The sequence below is a fragment of the Streptomyces rishiriensis genome (assembly GCF_030815485.1).
In the GTDB taxonomy this organism is placed as follows: domain Bacteria; phylum Actinomycetota; class Actinomycetes; order Streptomycetales; family Streptomycetaceae; genus Streptomyces; species Streptomyces rishiriensis_A.
On sequence record NZ_JAUSWV010000002.1, the window covers coordinates 5,079,911 to 5,102,380 of the forward strand.

Consider the following 22,470-nt stretch of genomic DNA (forward strand, 5'->3'; position numbering starts at 1 on the left):
CAGAGGGCCGGCTAGGACGCCGACTCGTAGGTGCCGTGGAGGGAGAGGATGTCGTTGACGGCCCAGGTGAAGGGGGCCGACTTGTCCCACGGGCTGGTGCCGGTCCTGAGCGTGTCGCGCAGCGAGCGGACGACCCCGCCGTTGGCCACCGCGAGGAGCCCGCTGCCCTGGTACATGAGGACCGCGGAGTCGTCGAAGGCCTCCGCGTTCAGCACGCGGCCGTCCAGCTTCCAGGCGGTGGAGACCGGCGTGGCCGGCAGCGAGAAGCTCCAGTCGCCGTTGGCGTCCTGGGCGGACAGGTTGGTCGTCGAACCGATCTTGAGGTAGATCCGGAAGGTGACGACGGTGCCCGTCTTCACGTACGCCCCGGCCAGCGTGCCGTTCCCGATCGTGGGCGCCGTGCCGGTGTCGCAGCGCCAGACCGGCGTGTAGTTCGTCCAGGTCGGGACCGGCTGGTAGGTCACCCAGGCGGTGCCGTTCCAGCGCTGGAGCCCGGCGGGGCTGTCGCGGTACTGGCCGGTGTAACTGGCCGTGCCGACCGCGCCGGACGGGGCGATGCCGCCCAGGGCGCTGGGGTAGGACACCCAGGCGGAGCCGTCCCAGCGCTGGAGAGCGCCGCCGGAGTCGCGGTACTGGCCGGGGTAGGCGCCGTTGCCGGTGTCGCCGTAGACGGGCAGGATGCCGCCGACCGCGACGGTGGGCGTGCGCAGGTCGCTCACATCGGTGCTCCAGTTGATCCCGCCCTTGCCGGCGCTGATGCCGGCCCGGACGGCGACCTGGTAGACCGGCAGCGCGATCCCCGGGAGCGCGGGCACGACGGGGGTGGCCGACGGAGTTCCCCGGACGATCTCCACGGCGGCCTTGGTGAAGCCGGAGTCGTCGTACAGATCGTCGTAGACGCGCAGCACGACGACGTCGATCCGGCCGTAGGAGGCGTCGCCGTCGGCGAACGTGAGGGTGATCGGCTCGGCCAGGGTGACCGGGTAGGCGCCCTGGTTGCTGTCGGCCTGGACGACGGCCCGGCCCTCGTGGACGGTGGCGGTCATGGTGCCCGCGCGGCCCTCCAGCCAGAAGCCCGAGAGGCGGTACTGGCCGTCGTAGGAGCCGGGCAGGATGCCGGAGCGGACGTCCAGCGGGTTGGCCGGGGTGGTCGCGCCGAGCTGGGTCAGGCGGGTGTCCTCGCGGGTCTGGCCGGTCTCGGCCACCCATGAGCTGCGCAGGTTCATCTGCTGGTCTCCTGTGGTCGTCGGAGGCGAACTCCGGGGTGCGAAGGGTGTGAGGGTCCGTCAGGACGCGTCAGGACTTGAGCCATTCGGCGGCGAAGTTGGTGTAGTAGCCGGAGCCGCCGAGGGTGATGATGGTCGAGCCGGAGTTCTGGAGCCCGTAGAGCGCGAGCTTGTCGCCGACGGCGCACCTGATCAGGGCGGTGCCGCCGACCGAGGTCGCGCCGGGGCCCGCGCCGACCAGCCAGGTGGCGCGCGCGACGCCGTTGCCGTTGAGGTAGACGCGCCCGCCGCGCGAGCCCGTGGAGGGCTGCATGAGCCAGGTGACGGACCCCGACACCCGCCACCAGCCGGCCCTCGGCACCGTGTAGGTGTTGGATCCCGACCAGGCGCCCGCGTCGTCGACGTCGGTGCCCTGCAGGGTCATCTGCGTCCACGTGTTGTGGACCACGGACTGCTCGCTGGTCTGCGAGACGCTGAGCAGGAGGGTGGTGCGGCCCTCCGCGTAGCTCCAGGCCGAGCCGTTCCAGCGCTGGAGGAGACCGGCGGAGTCCTCGCGGTACTGGCCGGGGTAACCGCCGGTGGCGACGGCGCCGGAGGGGGCGATGCCGCCGACGGACTTCGGATACGCCACCCAGGCCGAGCCGTTCCATCGCTGGAGCGGACCGGTGGGGTCCTCCTGGTACTGGCCCGCGTAGCTGCCGGCGGTGAGGGTGCCGGCCGGCGGGATGCCGCCGACGCCCTTGGGGTACGCGACCCAGGCGGTGCCGTCCCAGCGCTCCAGGACGCCGGCGTTGTCCCGGTACTGGCCGGCGTACGCGCCGCTGAAGCCGGCGGAGGGCACGATGCCGCCCAGGGCGACCGTGGCGTAGCGCAGGTTGGCGACGGCGGAGTCCCAGGCCAGTCCGCCGGAGCCGGCCGACGCCCCGGCGGGCACCAGGATCCGGTACAGCGGCAGGGTGCTGCCGTCGGGGCCGACCGGCTGCTGGGGCGTGGCCGCGGGGGTGCCCTTGACCAGGCGGACGCGTGCCACGGTGTCCGCGGTGCCGTCGTAGGCGCTGTCCTGGACGACGAGTTCGACCAGGTCGATCCGCTGGTGTGTGGGGTCGCCGTCCTCGACGGTCAGGCTCTCGGGTTCGGTCACCGCCACGGGGTAGACGCCCTGGCCGGTCCGGCCGCCCTGCACGAAGGCGCGGCCGGTGCCGACCGTGCAGGTCATGCCCCCGGGGGCGCCGGTGAGCGCGAAGCCGCCGGGGACGATACCGCCGCGGGCCTTGAGCGGGATGTTCTCCGCGACCAGGGCGTTCGGGGTGAGCAGTCCGGACAGGGTGACCCGGGTGTCCTCCCGGGTCTGGCCGGTCTCGGTGAGCCAGGCGGCTCGTACGGTCATGGGGTCACCACTCCGCTTCTCGCCAGCGCACCGTCATCTGGGCGCCGGTGCCGTAGGTGTCGGGCCGGAAGGCCAGCTGCGCGCGGCCGGGGGCGAACGCGAAGAGTTCCTCGGGGCTGCTGTCCGCGGCCGCGGTGTGCCGGCGGGAGGCCGTGCCGTTGAGGGTGACCGTGCCGGCGGCGGTGTCGACGACGAGCTCGTCGCCCGAGGCCAGCGCGATCTCGTAGCGCAGCCGCTGCGCCGAAGTCCGGTCGGTCACCGTCGGGTTGGCGCACGGGCCGGTGAAGGTGATCACCGGGTGGGTGGGCGCGGAGCCGCCGTTGTCGGCGTTGACGTCCCCCGTGGAGGCCGCCTGACCCCAGTACAGCGGCCAGGTCAGCGGCCAGGTCAGACCGCTCTCCGGCTGCGGGGCGCCGGTGACGGCGGTCTGCTCGGTGACCGAGTACCGGCGCGGGTCGGTGGCGTACCACTGCACGGACGCCCGGGAGACGCCCTGCGTGGTGTACGTCCGGTCGGCGGCCAGCACCCGCTGGCTGACCCGGGCCCGTACGGCCAGCGTCTCGCCGTGCAGCCGCACCGCCAGCCAGCGCTCGGCGTCGCCGAGCAGCAGGGCCTGGCGCAGGACGCGGGTCGCGGTGAGCGCTGAGACGGTGTCGTCCTGCGCCGGGACGGTCCACACCGTGCCGCCGACCCTGCGCGGCTTGGCGTAGCGGGCGCCCGGCCAGGCGCCGTGCGCGGTGGGGTGGTCGGCGTCGGAGGAGTCGTACTCCGGCAGGTCCTCCCAGCCGTTGAGGCCGCCGCGGTCGATCTCGTAGGAGGTGCCGGGGCCCATCAGCAGTCCGGCCCACTGCATCTGCCCGTCGCGGGTGATGAGTGAGCCGGGGGCCACATCGTCTGTGTATGCGGTTGTCGTGATCTCGGCCATCGGGCCGTCACCTCACTCCTTGTGTACGGGCTTGTGGGCGAGCTGGTGCGGGCGGGCTTGTGCGCGGCTCGGCTGCGAGCACGGGTGAGGGCTGGTGCGCGGGCTCATGGGGGGACGCGGCTGTCGGCGCATGGGCGGGTGCGGCCGCGTGCCTATGGGCGGTGGGGGCTGCTGGTTCACGGGCGGGTGCGGGTGCGTGTCCGGAGGCGGCTGCGTGTCTGGGTGCGGCTGTGTGCCCGGGTGCGCGTGCGGGGTCAGGCGCATGCGTGGGCCGCGGCCAGGAAGAGCAGGTCCTCCGCGGTGCCCCGGGCGCCCGTGCCCGCGCTCTCGTGGAACTCCTTGACCCGGTACGGCGGTGCTGAGGTCCGGGCCCGGTGCCGCCGGGCGAGCACGCGCTGCCGCTCCAGGGCGGTCAGCGGCAGCACCCGGCCCGCGCCCCGGGAGGCGCCGGGGACGGCGATGCCGCCCTCCGCGAGCATCGGGATCTTGTCCAGGTGGATGCCGAACTTCTTGCCGAGGATGGAGAAGCTCAGGGAGTTGAGCCCGTCGATGACCCAGTTGGCGAAGGCGATGAGTCCCTGGATCGGCCCCTTGACCACACCGGCGACGGTCTGGGTGCCGGTCGTCACGAACTTCCCCATCGCGTCGAGGGTGCGGGAGGTGGCCTCCTTGATCCGGGTGAACATCCGGGGGACGTCCCTGGTGATCCACTCCAGCGCCGGCCGCACCGCGTCCTTGAACCCCCGCCAGACCGACGACACCTTGCCGCTGAGCGCCCGGGTGTCCCCGGTGGTCAGCGCCTTCATGACGGCGAAACCGGTACCGAGGAGCGTGCCGATGACGGTGAGCGCGGTGGTGATGACGGCCAGGTATCCGGTGACGTACGTGTTCACCGCGCTCGCGATGCCCTTGAGCAGCGGCGTCATGAGGATCAGATAGCCCTCGACGTACTTCAGTACGAGGGTGGCGAGCTGCTCCATCAGCCGTTGCCCGGTCTCGGAGGTCAGCGCGAGATCGATCAGCCAGCCGGCGACGGGCAGGAGGAGACCGGTGACGAACCCGATGGGGTTGGCGCGGGTGAGGGCGTTGATGATCAGCATCACGCCGGAGCCGATGGTCATGGCGGTGCCGAAGGCGCCCATGAGGTCGCCGAGCACGCCGGAGGCCTCGATCAGCGCACCGACGATGGCGAGGACACCGCCGAACGCGGAGTTCAGGGTGCCGAGCGACTTGCCGGCGCCCTTGGCGCGGGTGCCGGCCGACTTGATGCCGGAGGCGGCGGCGGTGGCGGTCTGCCCGGCCTTCGCGAGAGAGCGGCTCGCGGCCTCGGCGCCGGTCTTGACCTGACGTACGGCGGTGGCGCCCTGGGAAGCGGCGGAACGGACGGCGTCGACGCCGGTGGCGGCACTCTTGATCCGGCCGACCAGGGAGCGCGCCGCGGCGGTGTTCTGCCCCAGCCGGGACCGGAAGGCCTGGAAAGCCGGTGTCACCCCGGCGAACAGGTCGGCCGCCCCGCCTCCCGCAGGCAGTGCGGCGGTACTCATCCGCGTGCCTTCGCCAGGAACATCAGGGCGTCGGCGGTCCGCTGCGGGCTGCTGCTCTCGGCCGCGTAGTAGTGCTCGATGTGCAGCGCGCCGCCCGGACCGCTCGTCCCGGCGTACGCCGAGCCCTGCGCCGCGGCCCGCCGCAGCAGCCGGTCCAGCTTGCTCAGCGGCAGGACGGCCTCCGCCTCACCGGCCTCGGCGAGGATCGCGGGGACACCGCCGGAGCGGGGCATGACGACACCGCCGGTGGCCAGCATCGGAATCCTCGGCAGGCTGACGCCGAAGGTCTTGCCGCCGACGCCCGGGACCCAGCCCGGGATCGACACCTTGATGCCGTTGAGGGCGCCGATCGCGCGGTTGATGATGCCGATGACCGCGTTGATCGGGCCCTTCACCGCGCCCTTGATGCCGTCGAAGGCGCGGCCGGCGATGCCCTTGAGGCCGCCCCAGATGCTGGACAGTTTGTCCTTGACGGCCTTGAAGGCGTTCGGGATCGCGGACTTGACCCAGTTGACGACCGGCGAGATGACGGCCTTGATGCCCTTCCAGACGCCGGAGACGACCGTCTTGATCGCGTTCAGCGCGGTGGTGATGACCTTCTTCCAGATGGCGACGTAGGTCTTGATCACCGTGGCGACGGCCTTCACGACGGCCGAGATCGCCGTCTTGATGCCGGTCCAGACCGACTTGATGAGCTTGGCCGCGTTCTTCATGATCGGCCCGATGGCCTTCATGACGGTGCTGATCACGGACTTGATGACGTCGAAGGCGGTCTTGAGGACCTTCTGCATGGTCTTCGACCTGGTCGCCATCTCGACGACCTTCTGGATGAGCGGTGCCAGCAGGTCCATGAGCATGCCGAAGAAGTTGCCCTTCATCGACTTGTTCATCTTGTCCTGGCCCTTGGCCGCCTTGCCCGCCCCGGACTCGTACTTACCGAGGTTCGTGCCGGCACCGGACCCGGTCTTCCCGGCTTTGCCGAGCGACTTCTCGGCCTGGTCGGAGGCGGTCTTGAGGTCCTTCAGCTGCTTGGCCGTCTCCTGGGATGCGGAGCGGAGCTTGCCGATCTCGCCCTTTCCGCTCTGTGCCGCGCGACTGAGGTTCTGGGTCGCCGTCGCGACCCCGGTGGCCTGTGCCTTGAACTGTTGCAGTGAGTTGGCGGCCCGGCTCGCCGCTGAGGACAACGACATGGATGTCTCCTTAGAGTGCTGCGGTGAGTTCCTGGAGAGCCCTGCGCAGAACGGTCACCTCGCTGGCGACACCGCGGACCACGGGAACCGGTGCGTCGATTCCCCGGTTGGTCCGCATGTTGGGATCTGCCTCCAGCCGTCGGCGTTCAGCGTTCGCGGCGTTTCGCGCAACCTCGAGTCGCTGCTTCAGTTTCTCGACCGTCTGCTCAGTCTCTTTGAGCTTTTCGATGTGCTGGAAGTTGTCGTCGATGAGCTTGTCGCGGGTTTCCTTCTTGACGCGATCCCTTTCCTGTGTCTGCGACTCGATCTTTTTCTGAAGCTCGTCGATCTTCTTCTTCCATGGGAATTCCCGGGTCGCGCCGAGAATTGTTATCCCTTTCTCGTCGACCTTGAAGATCGACAGGCCGACGGTCAGCAGGGTGAGACTGGCGGCCAGGCCGGTGAGACCGTTGGTGTGCGCAGCGATGGAGTTGCTCATCCACGAGAGAGATGTGGAGATACCGCTGTGGGTCGTGCGGAGTCCCTTGTAGGACTGCTGGAGCTTGACGATGTCCTTGGACTGCGTACCGAGCTTGGTGTTTATCCCGGAGATATCCGTGGTGTGCGTGCCGAGGGTAGTCCTTATACCGGCGAAACCTGTTTCGGTGTCGCTCTTGAGGGTTTTGAGAGCCTCGTCGACTTCTTTGAGATCTCGTCCCATTGTTGCCCTCCTGTGCTAGCGTTCCCGCATGCTTTCTGACGATGTGCGCGTAGTGCTCGCCGTCCCCACCAGTTGGAATTGGTATTTCGAGCCGAAGAAAAAGGGCTCGATCGCCTGGTATGCGGAACGAGTCCTGGAGATTGCCGATAAATTCCAGCCGGGTCGCGGCGTGGACGTCTTCCTCTACGGTGAAGAGAAAGAGCCGGACACATCGAAGGGGCCGCATCACGAAGACGCCGGTACCGAGGTGATCCGTACTCGGCTGGAGCGGGATTCCCTGTCCGAGTGGATCGGCGACTGGGCGGTTAGGCCGAACACGGAGCGGGGGCTCTTCGAGGACCACGTCCCCGCGAGCGAGGTGGAGCGGCGTCTCGGCGTAGGGGAGGCCCCTTGGTACGGCCGGCCGCTGCCGGCGGTACGCGCGGTCGGTGAATGGAACGCCGGGTACGACGGCACGACGCTCGTGATCTTCTGGCTCGACAGGATGACCCAGGCCGAGGAGATGGCGCGGTATATCGGCCAGTACGACGCCTCACGTACGTTCTGGCAGTTCTTCGGGGACCCCGACGACGTCTACTACTCATTCTGGAGCAGGCAGGGGATGCATCAGGGCAAGGTGCTGCCCCAGCTCGGATTCCACTTCGGCCTGCGGTGGAGCACCCGGGCCGTCCTGCGGGGATTCTCACGCTGGGAGAAGAGCCTCTGACGGCACGGGCGGGGGCCTCGCCTGAGCCCCTGCGGGCTGGGGCGGCGCGGGCTTACGGGCGGCGCCCGGTATGCACCCGCCGCGCCTCCGTCAGGGCGTCCGACCAGCCGGCCGCGTAGGCGCGGGACTCCCGGGCGAGCAGTTCCTCGTACACCCGGTCGAGCAGGGCCTCGCGGTCGGGCGGTGTGGTGTGCAGGAGGTGGGCGAGGCGGGTGTAGGTGTCGATCGGCTGCTTCGGGGAGTTGCTCGTGCCAGTCACCATGTCGGCCTGCTTTCCGGTCTGTCCGCTGGGCTGTGGTACAGGTGGCGCCTCTGAGGCGTACGAAACGCGTGTTCGAACTAGTGTACGAGTAATCCTGTGGTGCCGTTCTGTGTTTGGCGAGGACCGTACGTCGCTCAGCGGTCGGGACCTGCGGTGATACCGGGGGTGCGCCCGAAGTGGTGCCCAGGTTCGTGGAGTAGGATCCGGCCGTTCTCCCGTCGGGCACGAAATGGTGAACAGCGGCGTTACACAAGGGAACTGAGTGTCCGCCGGACGACGGTGGACGGCGACGGGCAGCCGTTCTCGCGCGGGGGCGCGATGGGGCCAGGGGACGAGAGCAAGGCCTACGGGGTGGACGGGGACGCGACCAACGCGCGGCGCGAGCATGTGATCGACTGGCTCGAACAAGCCGCCGATCTTCCACATCTCATCGCCCGTGTCTCGGAACTGGTCCTCCGGCACGGCCATGAACCGGGTGACCTGGTGGTCCTTCCCCGCAGCGATCTCGACCGGCGGGAACTGGCCGCGTACAGCGCGGGCTGGGCCGACGTGGTCGACGAACAGCTGCCCGCGATCCGCCGCGCGTACGAGGAGCGGATCACCGCCGCCTATCTCCAGGGCCAGGAGGACGCCCGCGCCGGCCAGCGTCCTCACCGGGCCCGACGGGCCGAGGGAGAACACGAGCGCGGCGGCGAGGTCATTCCGCTGCCCTATGTGGAACTGCTGCGCCCTCCGTCCGCCTGGACGCGCGTGGAGCGGCGCGGTGAACGGGAGCGTTCGGCGGCGGACGGAACCCCGGTGCCGATGCCTTCCCCGGTCGGGGAGACGGTCGGGGAGACGGACGGGGAGACGGTCGGGCACGAGGAGGCTCCCTACGGCGACCCGGGCACGGCCAACGTTGTCGGGACGACGGGGCCGGCCGGCCCGACGGGCGCGAGCAGCACGGGCGGCGGCTCGTCCGACGGGGACCGGGACGTCATGGACGAGGTCGGCGGTGGCGGTGGGGCCGGTTCCGGGTCCGGTGCCGAGGGAGACATCCTGCTCTCCGCCCGTGAGGTGCGGGGGAAGCGCGTCACGGGCTCCGACCGGCGGCCGGTGGTCCGGCGGAACGGCCGGCCGAGCGTGCCCCCGCTGGCCCTGCCCGGCGAGACCGCAGCCGCCGGACGGGAGCGGGCACGCAGGCCGGACAGCTCCGGAACCGCGGAACGACCGGCACAGGAGCAGTCCGAACGACCCGAGCGGACTGTGCGGCCCGAGCGGACTGAGGACGTCGAGCGGTCCGGGGACGTCGAGCGGCCCGAGCGGTCCGGGGACGTCGAGCGGCCGGAGCCGGTCGGGTCCACCGATCCGCAGGGCGCCCGCGACGAACCCCGGCCCCGGCTGCTTTCGGACAAGGCCCGGGCCCTCGCGGACGAACTGGAGGGCCGGGCGGGCGGCCGTCGCCGGGACGAGCGAAACGGCCCGTCGGGCTCCCGCTGAGCGGAGCCCGACGGGCATGACGTGACCGGCGTACCGGTGGGCGCCGGCGGATCAGCCGAAGAACCGGGCGAGTTGGAACGCCGACGGGGTCTCGTCCGGCGTGGCCGCCCGTGTCCCGTCCGTCGCGGGGACCGGCCCGGAGGCCGACCGTCCGACGCCCCCGGAGTGCGCGCCGGTCTCCTCGTGCCCCTGGTACTTCTCGTACGTGCCGCCGTCCCCGTAGGTGTCGTTCTCGGCCAGATCCGCCGGACGCGGCACCGGAGCCGGGGCGTCCGGCTGGTCCCCCTCCTCCGAGTTGACGCAGGCGAACATCCAGTTGGCGGCCGCCAGATGGTCCACGGCGGCGGCCAGCAGATGGTCGCTCACCGACCAGTCGGCGGCCTCGCCGTGCAGTTCCCGGTTCAGCGCGCTGTCGCGCGGCAACTGCTTGATGAGCACCGCGAGCCGCCTCGCGGAGAGGCGCTCACGGTGCCAGTCGAGCAGATCGATCCCGTAATAGCGGAGCAGGTCCGCTTCGAGGGCCTCGGCGTGTTCGTCGACGAACCCGACGAGGCTCAGCCTTCCCCCAGGCCGAGCCCGGTCTCCTTGCCGTAGGCCTCCAGGATCGCGGCGATGTCCTGCATGGTGACCTCGTGCCGTTCGAAGCGGGCGAACTGCTGCTCGCCCATGAGCAGCCCGAGCAGCCCGTCCACGTCGTTGTCGTCGAGCTCGCGCAGCGCCTTCGCGGTGGCGCGGGTCAGCTCGGTGGGCAGGGTGAAGCTCTCGTCGTCGAGCTCGAACGACCAGGTACGGCCGAGCGCCTCCAGGCGCTGGGCGCGGGCGGCGTTGACGTCGAAACGGGCCATGGCGATGGGTACTCCTTGGGTCCTTGAGTCCTTGGGGCAGCAGCTGGTCATCGGGTCATCGGTACTGCGAAGGAGAGGTGTGGGCCCGGGGCGGGGCGGGGCGGGCGGTCGTTGGCGGCGCCCGCCCCGCCCCGGCGGGTCAGGACGCGGCGTACGCGGCGTCCTTCATCACGAAGCTGGCCAGCGCCGAACCGTCGGCGGCGGCCATCGCCGTGTAGGTGATGCCGAGCTGGGCCGCGGACTTGCGGGCCAGCTTGATGTCGTCCGCCGCCGTGACCTGGCCGCGCGGAACACCGAAGCGGTAGGTCACCGTGGCGCCGTCGGAGGCGCGGACGTCCGTGAACTCCAGGCCGAGGGCGCGCACGTCGGCGTACGGGCGGTCGGCGATCTCGTACTTGTAGACGCCGGTCGAGCCGGTGACCGCCTCGACCGCGCCGCCGCCCATGAAGAACGGCAGCGTGTCCTCGTTGAACTGCATCAGCGAGAACTTCAGGGTCAGGTCGCGGTCCGAGTACACGAAGTGCACCGGGCTCACGGCCTGCCACACGTCGACCGGCTCCAGCTTGTCCTTCTTGCTGAAGGTGACGCCCTCACCGGAGGTGAAGCCGAGGTTCTTCCAACCGGTGGCCCAGTCGGTGGACGGGTCGGTGGAGAAGGTCGTCGGAACCTTGGTGTCGGCGGCGGCGACGTAGAGCCGGCCGACGCCTGCGATGCGGATCTCGGAGGAGTTGGTTCCTGCCATGGGTGGGTCTCCTTATAGAAGGGTGTGACGGAGGGTGCGGAGTGGTGCGGTGGTGCTGGGTGCCGTCGCCCGGTGGACAAGCGCTCCGGGTACGGCGAAGGCCCCGCCGTGTGGACGGCGGGGCCTTCGGTCGGTGGGGCGCGGAGCGGGAACCGCCCGCGCGGGGTGCGTCGGCGGACGCTCGGGGACGTCACGGGGACGTCACGGGGACGCTCCCGTCCCCGGGTGTCTCAGTGGACGTCCAGGAACACCTTGAGCACGCCGACGTAGCGGTTGGCCGCGGAGTAGAGGTAGTCGGGCAGCCAGCGCGGGCCGTCCTGCTCCTCCACCTCGGTGACGAGGTTCGTGCCGTACCGGTTGCCGGCCGCGGCCAGCAGCGCGCGGCGGGCGGAGTTGGCCAGGACGTGCGCGGCCTGCTTGGTCGGGCCGTACACCTCCAGCTCGATCAGCGGCTGGTCGACGTGCAGCTCGCCGATCCACGCGCCGCCGCGCCGGTTGACGAGGACGGCGGCGGTCGTGCCGTCGAAGTTCGCGGGCGGTTCGACGGCGACGAGCGCCGTGGAGAGCGCCGAGTCGGCCTCCAGGATGTCGACGACCAGGGCCTCGACGTCCGGGAAGGCGCTCGGTGGGGTGGGTGTGGTCATGCCGGGTCACCTCGCCGTGAAGAAGGGGAAGTCGCCGGGCGGGCGCCGCGCAGGGGCGGGGAAGGGGAGGCGCGCGGCGCCTCGGCCCGGCGTACGGCGGCGGGTACGGCCCGCTCGGGGCTCGCGGGCACAGCTCCGCCGCTGCACCAACTGTGACAGACGAGCGTGCGCGCACGCAACTAAAACGGCGAGGGAGATGTGAAGGGAGGGAGCGGAGGGGCTGGAGTGCAGGTCAGAAAGAGGGAGAGCCGTCGATCAGGGCGATCACCCAGAGAGGGATGAGCCGTCGATCGGACTTCCCGGCGAGGCGTTGCGGCCCCCAGAGAGGGGACGAGTCGTCCATCGGGCTCCCGAGTCCGCAGAGAGAAGCTGAGCCGTCGGTCAGGGCTTCCCAGTCCGCAGAGGGGAGCTGAGCCGCCGGTCAGGGCTTCCGAGTCCGCAGAGGGGAGCTGAGCCGTCGGTCAGGACTCTCGGTCCCCCTCGGTCGCAGGGAGGGGGACTCGTCGATCGGAGCTCCCGTCGGCCCACGGGTGCCCTTCGATCGGAGCCGGCACGACATGCGTGACCGGCGGTTTCGGTTCGGTCAGTCGACGGCGGGCGCTGCCGCGGCCGTCTCCACCAGGACCCGCCTGTCCTCACGCACCTGCGTCGCCTCGGCCCCGGCCTCGGCCTCGCTCGGCAGGAACTGCTCCACCACCCTGACGAACATCTCCCGCCGGTCGGCGGGCACGCCCAGCAGGTCGGCGACCTCCTCCAACGTGGGGCGGCGCCCGAAGTCGGCGCTGGGCGAGGGCGAGGACAGGTAGTCGTGCGGGTCGGCCAGTTCCTCCGCGGTCAGCCGGCCGGAGCGGATGAGCATGTCGCGGACCGGCACCCCGAGCACGCGGGCGAGCCTGCGGGTGGTCTCGAGGTCCGGCATGCTCTGCCGCTGGAGCAGACGGGTCACCGCGGCGCGATGCACGCCGGCCTCGTCCGCGATTCTCGACTTGCCGCCGCCGCGTGGACTGTCGATGTCGTAGCCGCGCTCGCGCATGAGGTCTTCGACCCACGCGGCGAATGCGTCCAAGCCCTGGTTGGTCATGTCTTTCTCTCTTCCTTCGGGGGGTGGGCAAGAGTTTAGCTTGCTTGCGCGCGCGGAATTACGTGCTCTCGAGCAAGCACTGAGGAAAATTCGTGCCCTTCGTGGAGGTTCGGGGGAGGTGTAGGTCCCCGGCTCGACTGAACATCGTTGCGGGCGCGCACGCAATCTGTAAGTCTGGACGGCGTTCGTCCAGTACGGCTCGATCACGAACCCAGGGGGTCACATGTCCATGCCCGAAACGAGTTCCTGCCCGTCAGCGCCCGGCTGGCAGTCCGCGGCCGCCTGTGCCGGGCTCCCACCGCGGGTCGTCTTCTCGAAGAAGGCCAAGGTCGCCGCCCCCGCGCTCCTGGCCTGCGCCGGCTGCCGCGTACGGCGGGCCTGCGAGGAGGCGGTGGCACCGGCCGACAACTGGTTCGACGGCGTCTGCGGCGGCCGGCTCTGGCGCTCCGGCCGTCCGGTCCCCGTGCCCGCGCATCTCCTCCCGTCGGCCCGACCCGCCGGCCTCACCCACCTGCCGGCCCAGGGAGGCCACCGTGGCTGAGTCCTGCGAGGACCGACCCACCACCCAGGCCGCCCTCTGGATCGGCACCCTGCTCCAGCAGTTCCCCGAGCTGTCCACGGAACTGGTCCCCGGCCGCACCACCCCCGCCCACCGGCCCGCCGCACCGAGGCCCCCCGCCGATCTCGGCGCCCGTCTGCGCGAGGAGCGCGAGGAGCAGCTGCTTCTCCAGCAGCGGCACGGCCTCGTGGCGCCCGGCCACGGCGCGGCCCCGCTCCGCCTCCACGTCTCCGACGCCATCCGCGACATCACCGACGGCGTGCTCGAACTGGAGGAGGCGGTACGCGACCGGCTCGGCCTGCCCCGTCCGCGCCGCGCCTCGGTGCCCGAGCGGCTGCGCCGGATCGCGTCCCTCCTGGACCGCGTGGCCGCCGACACCGTCCTGGCCGCGCACGTGCGGGACGAGACCCGGCGGATGGCCCGCCGCTGCGCCCGGGCGCTGGGCGACACCGAGACCGTCGTACGGGTGGCCGGCCGCTGCCCGTGGTGCGACTCCGTATCCCTGCGGGCGTTCCCCGACCGCACGGCCGTCCTCTGCGTCAATCCGGCCTGCCGCTGCCCGGAACCGGACTGCGGCTGCCACGACGACCCGGCCTACCGGCACACCTGGGACGAGGCAGAGTGGGCGCGCGCATGAGCACCCCCGAACGAAGCACCCCCGAACGAAGCGGCCCCGACCGCGCCGACCGAAGCGCCCCCGACCGCGCCGACCGAGACACCCGCGACCGACGTGCCGGCGGCCGGCCGACCCTGATTCCCGGCCCTCTCGCGGCCCAGGAGGTGGGTGTGGCCCCCGCCACCATCCGCAAGTGGGTCCAGCTGGGTCACCTCGCGCCGGCCGGCAAGGCGGGCCGGGCCCAGCTCTTCCGCCTCGAGGACGTGTTCGCCGCCGAACGCGCCACCCGCCGGACCCGGTGACCCCGGCCTCTTTCACCGCCCCCCGGTTCACCGCCTGGATCACCGTCCGGGTTCACCGGTTCACCGCCCGGTTCACGTCCCGGTTCCACCGCACCGGGGCTACGGAATGCCCAGCTCGAAGATCACGTAGTGCGCGTACCACCCCGACGCGATGGCCGCCGTCCCGAAGAACACCGCCAGGCTCGGCCACTTCAGCCGGCTCAGCGCCGCCGCCGGGGCCAGCAGCAGCGGGAAGACCGGCAGCAGATACCGCCCCGTGTTGCCGAACATCTGCTGGGTGCCCAGCACGGTGATCACGCTCGCCAGGGTGTACGCGACCAGCACCAGCGGCGGCTTCTTGCGGAGCATCAGCGCGATCAGGAAGGGCAGCGCCAGCACCAGCTGGACGCCGAGGAGATCGGGGACCGAGAACGCGAACAGGTAGTCGTGGCGGCCCACCGCCGTGTTGCCCAGCACGTCGAGGGTGTAGGAGCCGAAGTCGAAGTAGTGCGCCCACCCCTCGCGCTGGAGCGTGAAGTACGCGGTGAGGTCGCCCATGCCGAGACCGACCCAGGTGATGTAGGTGAGCAGGCCGAGCGGCGCGGCGAACATGGCGTACAGGGGCCCCGAGACGCCGTGTTCGCGCCTGCTGTCCCGCCGGGCCAGGGTGACGATCGCGGCCAGCCCGACCGCGCCGATGAGCGCGGCGGAGGTCGGACGGTTGAGCCGCGGCCACGAAGGCGAGCAACCCCGCCGCGACCCACCGCCGCTTCATCACGCAGTAGCAGCACCAGGAGGCGATGGCGACGAAGACCGACTCCGAGTAGACCGCCCATTCCACGCCCGCGCCGGGCACCACCGCCCACAGCCCGGCCGCGATCGTGCCCGCCCGCACCCCGGCGAGCGTCGAGACCACGGCGTAGATGCCGGCGGCCGCGACGAAGGAGGCGATGACCGAGACGAGGATCCCGGAGCCGTACAGCCCCAGCCCGGTGATCTCGGAGACGCCCCGGATCAGGCCCGGATAGAGCGGGAAGAAGGCGACCGAGTTCTGCTTGACGGTGAACAGTCCGCCCGGGGCGAGCCGTTCCAGCGGGCGGGGGTCGTACCCCTTCTCGGCGACCTGGAGGTACCACCAGCCGTCCCAGGTGGCCAGGACGTCCCACCAGTGGGCGCCCCCGCCGAAGCGAGGGTTCTTCTTCTGGTATTCGTCGGCCGACTCCAGGAGCCAGGCGAACACGGTCAGGCCCACGAGCTTCGTGACGCCGTAGAGGAGCATCGGAGCGAGGTACGGTCGTACACCGTCCGGCAGGGCGAGGCGGCGCAGTCTCCGCGAGCGCTCCTGCGGCCCGTCGGGCACGGCGGAGTCCGTCGCCGTGTCGCTGGAAGCCGTGCTCATGGCTGGGGTCCCCCCTCGGCCGACCGCCGGGCGCCCAGGGGCGGCAGCGTTGTCCGGATGATCGTGAAGTGTGGTCATAAGAGCGTGGTCATAAGATCGCAACAGAGTCGCACATGTGCGCCACAGCTTGGGGGAGGACGGGTGACCGAAGCGCCGAACACCACGGCCGCGGCGACCGTCTTGTCGGTCGTCGTACCCATGTACAACGAGGAAGAGGTTCTGCCCGCGCTGGTCAGCCGGTTGCGCCCGGTCCTGGCGGACCTCGGCGTCGGCTACGAGATCGTCGCGGTCGACGACGGCAGCACCGACCGCACGGCCGAGCTGCTGGCCGCCTTCCGGCTCGGCTGGCCGGAACTGCGGGTCATCGGCCTGCGCCGCAACTCCGGCCACCAGGCCGCCCTCACCGCGGGTCTGGACCGGGCGCGCGGCGCATACGTCGTCAGCATCGACGCCGACCTCCAGGATCCGCCCGAGAAGATTCCCGAGATGCTCGCGCTGGCCCGCGCCGAGAGCCTCGACATCGTCTACGGCATCCGTGCCGACCGGGCCAGCGACACCGGCTTCAAGCGGTGGACGGCCGGCCTGTACTACCGGCTCGTCCGCCGTCTCGCCGGACCGTCGGTCCCGGCCCAGGCCGGTGACTTCCGGTTGCTGAGCCGGGCCGCCGTGGACGCCCTGAAGGCGCTGCCGGACCAGCAGCGCGTCTACCGTCTCCTCGTCCCCTGGCTGGGCTTCCCCAGCGGCGAGGTCCGCTACGAGCGCGCCCCGCGTCCGGCGGGCGAGAGCAAGTACCCCCTCGGCCGGATGATCCGGCTGGCCGTCGACAGCGTCACGGGCTTCTCGGCTGCGCCCCTGCGCATCGCCACCTGGCTGGGCGGCTTCGCGTTCCTGGTCTGCCTCGGCCTGATGATCTACACCCTGAGCGCCCACGCCTTCCAGCACACCGTCCCGGGCTGGACGTCCCTCTTCACCGGCGTGCTGTTCATCGGCGCGGTCCAGCTGATCTGCGTGGGCCTGCTCGGCGAGTACGTCGGCCGCATCTATACCGCCGTACAGAACCGTCCGACCTACTTCATCGGTCACGACACCGCGGCGGGCACCGCCGCAGGCGCGGCGGCGGAAGAGGCCGCGGGAGGGGCGGCGGCGGATCCGGCGGCGGGCGCCGGGCAGCGGCCGTCGCGGGCCGGTGATCCGGCCGTGCCGTCGCCTGCGCAGCCTCCGGGTGGTTCCGGTACCGCGGCCCCGCTGTCACAGGGGCTGGGAAGGCGCTCGTAAACCTTCGGCGTGTCGGCTGCGGGGCTTCTGTTTTGACCGGAGTGAATGCGCTAGGTACGCTCAGACCTTGTGCCTGGGGTGTGCCCTGGCCCTCGTGCGTGTCTTCAGCCGCACACGGGCCTAGCTAGCGGCCACCGTGATCTGTGCCTCTTCCCGCCTCGCGGCGGGAGTCCGCCGGATCCGACACACCCGACCGCGTGGGTCGGAGAAGTTCCAGGTTAGCTTCACCATTCGGCACACAGAAACCGGAGAAGTAGTGCCTACGATCCAGCAGCTGGTCCGTAAGGGCCGGCAGGACAAGGTCGAGAAGAACAAGACGCCCGCACTCGAGGGTTCGCCCCAGCGTCGCGGCGTCTGCACGCGTGTGTTCACGACCACCCCGAAGAAGCCGAACTCGGCCCTGCGTAAGGTCGCGCGTGTGCGTCTGACCAGCGGTATCGAGGTCACTGCTTACATTCCGGGTGAGGGACACAACCTGCAGGAGCACTCCATCGTGCTCGTGCGTGGTGGCCGTGTGAAGGACCTGCCCGGTGTTCGCTACAAGATCATCCGCGGTTCCCTCGACACCCAGGGTGTCAAGAACCGCAAGCAGGCCCGCAGCCGCTACGGCGCCAAGAAGGAGAAGTAAACAATGCCTCGTAAGGGCCCTGCCCCGAAGCGCCCGGTCATCATCGACCCGGTCTACGGTTCTCCTCTTGTCACGTCGCTCATCAACAAGGTGCTGCTGAACGGCAAGCGCTCCACCGCCGAGCGCATCGTCTACGGCGCCATGGAGGGCCTGCGCGAGAAGACCGGCAACGACCCGGTCATCACGCTGAAGCGCGCTCTCGAGAACATCAAGCCGACCATCGAGGTCAAGTCCCGCCGTGTCGGTGGCGCGACCTACCAGGTCCCGATCGAGGTCAAGCCGGGTCGCGCGAGCACCCTGGCGCTGCGCTGGCTCGTCGGTTACTCCCGCGCCCGTCGCGAGAAGACCATGACCGAGCGCCTCCTCAACGAGCTTCTCGACGCGTCCAACGGCCTCGGCGCCGCTGTGAAGAAGCGCGAGGACACCCACAAGATGGCCGAGTCCAACAAGGCCTTCGCGCACTACCGCTGGTAGTCGCTACCCACATCGAGACCGAGAGAAGACGAAAGCCTTATGGCTACCACTTCACTTGACCTGGCCAAGGTCCGCAACATCGGGATCATGGCCCACATCGACGCGGGCAAGACGACCACCACCGAGCGGATCCTGTTCTACACCGGCGTCTCCTACAAGATCGGTGAGGTCCACGACGGCGCCGCCACGATGGACTGGATGGAGCAGGAGCAGGAGCGTGGCATCACGATCACCTCTGCTGCCACCACCTGTCACTGGCCGCTTGCCGATGTCGACCACACCATCAACATCATCGACACCCCGGGCCACGTCGACTTCACCGTCGAGGTGGAGCGTTCGCTGCGCGTGCTCGACGGTGCCGTGACGGTGTTCGACGGTGTCGCGGGTGTCGAGCCCCAGTCCGAGACCGTTTGGCGTCAGGCGGACCGCTACGGCGTGCCGCGTATCTGCTTCGTCAACAAGCTCGACCGGACCGGTGCCGAGTTCCACCGCTGTGTCGACATGATCAGCAGCCGCCTGGGTGCGACGCCGATCGTGATGCAGCTTCCGATCGGTGCCGAGGCCGACTTCAAGGGCGTCGTCGACCTGGTCACGATGAAGGCCTTCGTGTGGTCCGCCGAGGCGGAGAAGGGCGAGATGTACGACGTCGTCGACATCCCGGCCACCCACACCGAGGCTGCCGAGGAGTACCGCGGCAAGCTCGTCGAGACCGTCGCCGAGAACGACGACGAGATCATGGAGCTGTACCTGGAGGGCCAGGAGCCTTCCGTGGAGCAGCTGTACGCCGCGATCCGTCGGATCACCATCGCGTCCGGCAAGTCCGACGGCGTCACGGTCACCCCCGTGTTCTGCGGTACCGCGTTCAAGAACAAGGGCGTCCAGCCCCTGCTCGACGCGGTCGTGCGCTACCTCCCCTCCCCCCTGGACGTCGAGGCCATCGAAGGCCACGACGTGAAGGACCCGGAGCTGGTCGTCAAGCGCAAGCCGTCCGAGGACGAGCCGCTGTCCGCCCTCGCGTTCAAGATCATGAGCGACCCGCACCTGGGCAAGCTCACCTTCGTCCGGGTCTACTCGGGCCGCCTGGTGTCCGGCACTGCCGTGCTGAACTCCGTCAAGGGCAAGAAGGAGCGCATCGGCAAGATCTACCGCATGCACGCGAACAAGCGTGAGGAGATCGAGGCGGTCGGCGCCGGCGACATCGTCGCCGTCATGGGTCTGAAGCAGACCACGACCGGCGAGACGCTGTGCGACGACAAGCAGCCCGTGATCCTGGAGTCCATGGACTTCCCGGCTCCGGTCATCCAGGTCGCCATCGAGCCCAAGTCGAAGGGCGACCAGGAGAAGCTGGGCATCGCGATCCAGCGCCTGGCCGAAGAGGACCCGTCGTTCCAGGTCCACTCGGACGAGGAGACCGGCCAGACCATCATCGGTGGCATGGGCGAGCTGCACCTCGAGGTGCTGGTCGACCGTATGCGCCGTGAGTTCAAGGTCGAGGCCAACGTCGGCAAGCCCCAGGTCGCCTACCGCGAGACCATTCGCAAGGCGGTCGACCGGGTCGACTACACGCACAAGAAGCAGACTGGTGGTACCGGCCAGTTCGCCAAGGTGCAGATCGCGATCGAGCCGATCGAGGGCGGCGACGCCTCGTACGAGTTCGTGAACAAGGTGACCGGTGGTCGTATCCCGAAGGAGTACATCCCTTCGGTCGACGCCGGTGCGCAGGAGGCCATGCAGTTCGGCATCCTCGCCGGTTACGAGATGACCGGCGTGCGCGTCACCCTGCTCGACGGTGGCTACCACGAGGTGGACTCCTCCGAGCTCGCGTTCAAGATCGCCGGTTCGCAGGCCTTCAAGGAGGCCGCGCGCAAGGCCAGCCCCGTGCTACTCGAGCCGATGATGGCCGTCGAGGTCACCACGCCCGAGGACTACATGGGTGAGGTCATCGGCGACATCAACTCCCGCCGTGGTCAGATCCAGGCCATGGAGGAGCGGGCAGGTGCCCGCGTCGTCAAGGGCCTGGTGCCCCTGTCGGAGATGTTCGGCTACGTCGGCGACCTCCGCAGCAAGACGTCGGGTCGCGCAAGCTACTCGATGCAGTTCGACTCCTACGCCGAGGTTCCCCGGAACGTCGCCGAGGAGATCATCGCGAAGGCCAAGGGCGAGTAACACCCTCGGTTTACACGCCGTAGGCTTGACTCCGGAGCCTCAGGGGCAAACAGCCGCATCCCCGGATGTTTGCCCCTGGACCCGGGCTTTCCAGCAAAGATCACCTGGCGCCGATGAAGCAAGGCGTTCCAGAACCACTCCCAGGAGGACCCCCGTGGCGAAGGCGAAGTTCGAGCGGACTAAGCCGCACGTCAACATCGGCACCATCGGTCACATCGACCACGGTAAGACGACCCTCACGGCCGCCATTACCAAGGTGCTGCACGACAAGTACCCGGACCTGAACGAGGCCTCGGCCTTCGACCAGATCGACAAGGCTCCCGAAGAGCGCCAGCGCGGTATCACCATCTCCATCGCGCACGTCGAGTACCAGACGGAGACGCGTCACTACGCGCACGTCGACTGCCCGGGTCACGCGGACTACATCAAGAACATGATCACCGGTGCCGCGCAGATGGACGGCGCGATCCTCGTGGTCGCCGCCACCGACGGTCCGATGCCGCAGACCAAGGAGCACGTGCTCCTGGCCCGCCAGGTCGGCGTTCCGTACATCGTCGTCGCCCTGAACAAGGCCGACATGGTGGACGACGAGGAGATCCTGGAGCTCGTCGAGCTCGAGGTCCGTGAGCTCCTCTCCGAGTACGAGTTCCCGGGCGACGACCTGCCGGTCGTCAAGGTCTCGGCGCTCAAGGCGCTCGAGGGCGACGCCGAGTGGGGTCAGTCGGTTCTCGACCTCATGCAGGCCGTCGACGAGTCGATCCCGGAGCCGGAGCGCGACGTCGACAAGCCGTTCCTCATGCCGATCGAGGACGTCTTCACGATCACCGGTCGCGGTACGGTCGTCACCGGCCGTATCGAGCGTGGCATCCTGAAGGTCAACGAGACCGTCGACATCATCGGTATCAAGACCGAGAAGACCACCACCACGGTCACCGGTATCGAGATGTTCCGCAAGCTGCTCGACGAGGGCCAGGCCGGTGAGAACGTCGGTCTGCTGCTCCGCGGCATCAAGCGCGAGGACGTCGAGCGCGGCCAGGTCATCATCAAGCCGGGTTCGGTCACGCCGCACACCGACTTCGAGGCCCAGGCCTACATCCTGTCCAAGGACGAGGGTGGCCGCCACACGCCGTTCTTCAACAACTACCGTCCGCAGTTCTACTTCCGTACGACGGACGTGACGGGCGTGGTGACCCTCCCCGAGGGCACCGAAATGGTGATGCCGGGTGACAACACCGAGATGAAGGTGGAGCTCATCCAGCCCATCGCCATGGAAGAGGGCCTGAAGTTCGCCATCCGCGAGGGTGGTCGCACGGTGGGCGCCGGCCAGGTCACCAAGATCACCAAGTAGTTCTTGCTGATCGACCTGGTTGCTCCAGCCTGAGCTGAGCACCTGAGGGGGCCCGTACGACTTCGGTCGTACGGGCCCTTTCGCGTGGTGTCGCCGCCCGGGTGGCTCAGTTCCGGTCGCCGGCCTTGTCGACGACGACCGTGGCGAGACGGGCGGCCGTGGCGACGACCGTTCCCTTGGCCATGAACGGCCCCCCGGAAGCCTTGCCGCCCGCGTAGCAGCCCAGACCCGCCACCCAGCGGACGCCGGGACAGGCGTACGTGTGCGGGTCGAGCAGCACCTGCATGCCGTTGCGCTCCCATGCGTAGTCGCGGAAGTCGCCGTCGGCACCGATCGCCAGGACCTCCCGGACCGCCGCTGTGACGGCCGCGGCGCTGCTCTCCACCAGGACCCCGGTCGCCGCGCGAGAGACCGGCCAGGGCGCCGGCCAGGCGGCCCTGTGCGGCCTGGGTGACCCGGGTGTCGCTGCGGTCCCTCCAGGAGTCGGCCACGGTGAGCGAGTCGGATATGACGGAGGCGTCCTCGTCATGTCTGCCAGGGGGCTGTTCACGCGGTCTCCGTCTGCCGTCGGCCGGATGCACCCGTTGTTACCCGCAAAGCTCGAACGGGTTCACGGTGAACGACCTCACGTCCGGGCCCGGGAAAGCCCGCCTCGACCGGCTCGGCGTTTGACCTACGTCACGTCCGGGGTATTGTCTCCGGCTCGATTGGCCAGGCCCCTGCCCCATATGGCAGACTGTCGGAGTTGCTCGGTCGAGTGTTGATGTTGCGCGCCTCCCGCCGGGAGGACCGAAAGCGAGTCCCACAGTACTCGTCGCCCTAACTGCCTCACGGCAGCGCTGGGGCGGACGTACGGGAATCTTTCGGGAAGTGTCAATGGAGCGCCGACCAGGCACCCGGTGGGCCTTTCGTCCCCGGCTTGCGGTTCCGGAAGGGCCGTGCTTTCCCAGCAGGGATGCTCGATCAAGGGGCATCTGTGTCGGCGAGAGCGCG

Annotated in this window: 23 protein-coding genes and 1 pseudogene; 10 read left to right on the forward strand and 14 right to left on the reverse strand. The window is 69.8% G+C overall.

The window, feature by feature from the left end:
* Positions 1-11: 11 nt before the first annotated feature.
* From QF030_RS25155 to QF030_RS25180, 6 genes are all read right to left on the reverse strand, one after another.
* Positions 12-1,226 (reverse strand): hypothetical protein, encoded by a 1,215-nt coding sequence (locus QF030_RS25155; RefSeq protein ID WP_307164897.1) that lies wholly within the window; start codon positions 1,224-1,226, stop codon positions 12-14.
* 70 nt (positions 1,227-1,296) lie between these two features.
* A complete protein-coding gene (locus tag QF030_RS25160) occupies positions 1,297-2,613 on the reverse strand; it encodes a hypothetical protein (protein WP_307164898.1) in 1,317 nt (438 codons plus the stop codon).
* Between the two features lie 4 nt (positions 2,614-2,617).
* Entirely contained in the window at positions 2,618-3,538 is a 921-nt protein-coding gene (locus tag QF030_RS25165) for a phage distal tail protein (protein WP_307164899.1), read from the reverse strand.
* 254 nt (positions 3,539-3,792) lie between these two features.
* A complete protein-coding gene (locus QF030_RS25170) occupies positions 3,793-5,082 on the reverse strand; it encodes a tape-measure protein (protein ID WP_307164900.1) in 1,290 nt (429 codons plus the stop codon).
* Positions 5,079-6,272 (reverse strand): phage tail protein, encoded by a 1,194-nt coding sequence (locus QF030_RS25175; RefSeq protein ID WP_307164901.1) that lies wholly within the window; start codon positions 6,270-6,272, stop codon positions 5,079-5,081. The genes QF030_RS25170 and QF030_RS25175 overlap by 4 nt, the downstream gene beginning before the upstream one ends.
* 10 nt (positions 6,273-6,282) lie before the next feature.
* Positions 6,283-6,972, reverse strand: coding sequence for a hypothetical protein (locus QF030_RS25180; protein WP_307164902.1), 690 nt, complete (start codon positions 6,970-6,972; stop codon positions 6,283-6,285).
* A 28-nt stretch (positions 6,973-7,000) separates the two neighbouring features.
* On the opposite strand from QF030_RS25180, the gene QF030_RS25185 reads away from it, so the two are divergent.
* Complete coding sequence (locus tag QF030_RS25185; protein ID WP_307164903.1) at positions 7,001-7,678, forward strand: hypothetical protein; 678 nt, start codon at positions 7,001-7,003, stop codon at positions 7,676-7,678.
* A gap of 52 nt (positions 7,679-7,730) precedes the next feature.
* On the opposite strand, the gene QF030_RS25190 is transcribed toward QF030_RS25185, so the two are convergent.
* Positions 7,731-7,940, reverse strand: a complete 210-nt coding sequence (locus QF030_RS25190; protein ID WP_307164904.1) for a hypothetical protein — start codon at positions 7,938-7,940, stop codon at positions 7,731-7,733.
* A 318-nt stretch (positions 7,941-8,258) separates the two neighbouring features.
* On the opposite strand from QF030_RS25190, the gene QF030_RS25195 reads away from it, so the two are divergent.
* Positions 8,259-9,419 carry a hypothetical protein gene (locus QF030_RS25195; RefSeq protein WP_307164905.1) on the forward strand — a complete coding sequence of 387 codons (1,161 nt, stop codon included), beginning with the start codon at positions 8,259-8,261 and terminating at the stop codon, positions 9,417-9,419.
* Positions 9,420-9,470: 51 nt separating this feature from the next.
* Here QF030_RS25195 and QF030_RS40615 read toward each other — a convergent pair whose 3' ends face one another.
* From QF030_RS40615 to QF030_RS25220, 5 genes are all read right to left on the reverse strand, one after another.
* Positions 9,471-9,857, reverse strand: a complete 387-nt coding sequence (locus tag QF030_RS40615; protein WP_373428803.1) for a hypothetical protein — start codon at positions 9,855-9,857, stop codon at positions 9,471-9,473.
* A gap of 116 nt (positions 9,858-9,973) precedes the next feature.
* Positions 9,974-10,264: a hypothetical protein gene (locus QF030_RS25205; protein ID WP_054238774.1), complete on the reverse strand. Its 291-nt coding sequence runs from the start codon at positions 10,262-10,264 to the stop codon at positions 9,974-9,976.
* 139 nt (positions 10,265-10,403) lie between these two features.
* The gene (locus QF030_RS25210; protein WP_020132649.1) at positions 10,404-11,006 is read right to left on the reverse strand and encodes a phage tail tube protein; all 603 of its coding nucleotides are present in this window, start codon (positions 11,004-11,006) and stop codon (positions 10,404-10,406) included.
* 230 nt (positions 11,007-11,236) lie between these two features.
* The gene (locus QF030_RS25215; protein WP_307164906.1) at positions 11,237-11,650 is read right to left on the reverse strand and encodes a hypothetical protein; all 414 of its coding nucleotides are present in this window, start codon (positions 11,648-11,650) and stop codon (positions 11,237-11,239) included.
* Positions 11,651-12,233: 583 nt separating this feature from the next.
* Positions 12,234-12,731: a helix-turn-helix domain-containing protein gene (locus tag QF030_RS25220; protein WP_307164907.1), complete on the reverse strand. Its 498-nt coding sequence runs from the start codon at positions 12,729-12,731 to the stop codon at positions 12,234-12,236.
* Between the two features lie 223 nt (positions 12,732-12,954).
* On the opposite strand from QF030_RS25220, the gene QF030_RS25225 reads away from it, so the two are divergent.
* Genes QF030_RS25225 through QF030_RS25235 form a run of 3 tightly spaced genes read left to right on the forward strand, consistent with a single transcriptional unit; the run spans position 12,955 to position 14,208 of the window.
* Positions 12,955-13,272, forward strand: a complete 318-nt coding sequence (locus tag QF030_RS25225) for a WhiB family transcriptional regulator (protein ID WP_307164908.1) — start codon at positions 12,955-12,957, stop codon at positions 13,270-13,272.
* A complete protein-coding gene (locus QF030_RS25230; protein ID WP_307164909.1) occupies positions 13,265-13,927 on the forward strand; it encodes a hypothetical protein in 663 nt (220 codons plus the stop codon). The genes QF030_RS25225 and QF030_RS25230 overlap by 8 nt, the downstream gene beginning before the upstream one ends.
* The gene (locus QF030_RS25235) at positions 13,924-14,208 is read left to right on the forward strand and encodes a hypothetical protein (protein ID WP_307167858.1); all 285 of its coding nucleotides are present in this window, start codon (positions 13,924-13,926) and stop codon (positions 14,206-14,208) included. Before QF030_RS25230 ends, QF030_RS25235 begins: the two co-directional genes overlap by 4 nt.
* Before the next feature lie 99 nt (positions 14,209-14,307).
* On the opposite strand, the pseudogene QF030_RS40620 reads toward QF030_RS25235, so the two are convergent.
* Positions 14,308-15,586 (reverse strand): annotated as a pseudogene (locus QF030_RS40620) (hypothetical protein).
* Between the two features lie 141 nt (positions 15,587-15,727).
* Here QF030_RS40620 and QF030_RS25245 point away from each other — a divergent pair.
* The 5 genes from QF030_RS25245 to tuf all read left to right on the forward strand — a co-directional run bounded on the left by QF030_RS25245 (position 15,728) and on the right by tuf (position 21,477).
* Entirely contained in the window at positions 15,728-16,861 is a 1,134-nt protein-coding gene (locus QF030_RS25245; protein WP_307164911.1) for a glycosyltransferase family 2 protein, read from the forward strand.
* Positions 16,862-17,117: 256 nt separating this feature from the next.
* On the forward strand, positions 17,118-17,489 hold the full coding sequence (gene rpsL / locus QF030_RS25250; RefSeq protein ID WP_003948652.1) for a 30S ribosomal protein S12: 372 nt from the start codon (positions 17,118-17,120) through the stop codon (positions 17,487-17,489).
* Positions 17,490-17,492: 3 nt separating this feature from the next.
* Positions 17,493-17,963: a 30S ribosomal protein S7 gene (gene rpsG, locus QF030_RS25255; RefSeq protein ID WP_020132641.1), complete on the forward strand. Its 471-nt coding sequence runs from the start codon at positions 17,493-17,495 to the stop codon at positions 17,961-17,963.
* A gap of 39 nt (positions 17,964-18,002) precedes the next feature.
* Positions 18,003-20,129 (forward strand): elongation factor G, encoded by a 2,127-nt coding sequence (fusA, locus tag QF030_RS25260; RefSeq protein ID WP_307164912.1) that lies wholly within the window; start codon positions 18,003-18,005, stop codon positions 20,127-20,129.
* A 154-nt stretch (positions 20,130-20,283) separates the two neighbouring features.
* The gene (gene tuf, locus QF030_RS25265; RefSeq protein WP_057602878.1) at positions 20,284-21,477 is read left to right on the forward strand and encodes an elongation factor Tu; all 1,194 of its coding nucleotides are present in this window, start codon (positions 20,284-20,286) and stop codon (positions 21,475-21,477) included.
* Between the two features lie 106 nt (positions 21,478-21,583).
* Here tuf and QF030_RS25270 read toward each other — a convergent pair whose 3' ends face one another.
* On the reverse strand, positions 21,584-21,862 hold the full coding sequence (locus QF030_RS25270) for a hypothetical protein (RefSeq protein ID WP_307164913.1): 279 nt from the start codon (positions 21,860-21,862) through the stop codon (positions 21,584-21,586).
* Positions 21,863-22,470: the final 608 nt, after the last annotated feature.

What these genes read in the sequence shown, in the direction of transcription:
- QF030_RS25225 (WP_307164908.1), top strand. Translation starts at nt 12,955, where the DNA reads ATGTCCATGCCCGAAACGAGTTCCTGCCCGTCAGCGCCCGGCTGGCAG.
- QF030_RS25190 (WP_307164904.1), bottom strand. Translation starts at nt 7,940, where the DNA reads ATGGTGACTGGCACGAGCAACTCCCCGAAGCAGCCGATCGACACCTAC.
- QF030_RS25175 (WP_307164901.1), bottom strand. Translation starts at nt 6,272, where the DNA reads ATGTCGTTGTCCTCAGCGGCGAGCCGGGCCGCCAACTCACTGCAACAG.
- QF030_RS25185 (WP_307164903.1), top strand. Translation starts at nt 7,001, where the DNA reads ATGCTTTCTGACGATGTGCGCGTAGTGCTCGCCGTCCCCACCAGTTGG.
- QF030_RS25165 (WP_307164899.1), bottom strand. Translation starts at nt 3,538, where the DNA reads ATGGCCGAGATCACGACAACCGCATACACAGACGATGTGGCCCCCGGC.
- fusA (WP_307164912.1), top strand. Translation starts at nt 18,003, where the DNA reads ATGGCTACCACTTCACTTGACCTGGCCAAGGTCCGCAACATCGGGATC.
- QF030_RS25155 (WP_307164897.1), bottom strand. Translation starts at nt 1,226, where the DNA reads ATGAACCTGCGCAGCTCATGGGTGGCCGAGACCGGCCAGACCCGCGAG.
- QF030_RS25215 (WP_307164906.1), bottom strand. Translation starts at nt 11,650, where the DNA reads ATGACCACACCCACCCCACCGAGCGCCTTCCCGGACGTCGAGGCCCTG.
- QF030_RS25220 (WP_307164907.1), bottom strand. Translation starts at nt 12,731, where the DNA reads ATGACCAACCAGGGCTTGGACGCATTCGCCGCGTGGGTCGAAGACCTC.
- rpsG (WP_020132641.1), top strand. Translation starts at nt 17,493, where the DNA reads ATGCCTCGTAAGGGCCCTGCCCCGAAGCGCCCGGTCATCATCGACCCG.
- QF030_RS25195 (WP_307164905.1), top strand. Translation starts at nt 8,259, where the DNA reads ATGGGGCCAGGGGACGAGAGCAAGGCCTACGGGGTGGACGGGGACGCG.
- QF030_RS25235 (WP_307167858.1), top strand. Translation starts at nt 13,924, where the DNA reads ATGAGCACCCCCGAACGAAGCACCCCCGAACGAAGCGGCCCCGACCGC.
- QF030_RS25160 (WP_307164898.1), bottom strand. Translation starts at nt 2,613, where the DNA reads ATGACCGTACGAGCCGCCTGGCTCACCGAGACCGGCCAGACCCGGGAG.
- QF030_RS25210 (WP_020132649.1), bottom strand. Translation starts at nt 11,006, where the DNA reads ATGGCAGGAACCAACTCCTCCGAGATCCGCATCGCAGGCGTCGGCCGG.
- QF030_RS25170 (WP_307164900.1), bottom strand. Translation starts at nt 5,082, where the DNA reads ATGAGTACCGCCGCACTGCCTGCGGGAGGCGGGGCGGCCGACCTGTTC.
- QF030_RS25180 (WP_307164902.1), bottom strand. Translation starts at nt 6,972, where the DNA reads ATGGGACGAGATCTCAAAGAAGTCGACGAGGCTCTCAAAACCCTCAAG.
- QF030_RS25205 (WP_054238774.1), bottom strand. Translation starts at nt 10,264, where the DNA reads ATGGCCCGTTTCGACGTCAACGCCGCCCGCGCCCAGCGCCTGGAGGCG.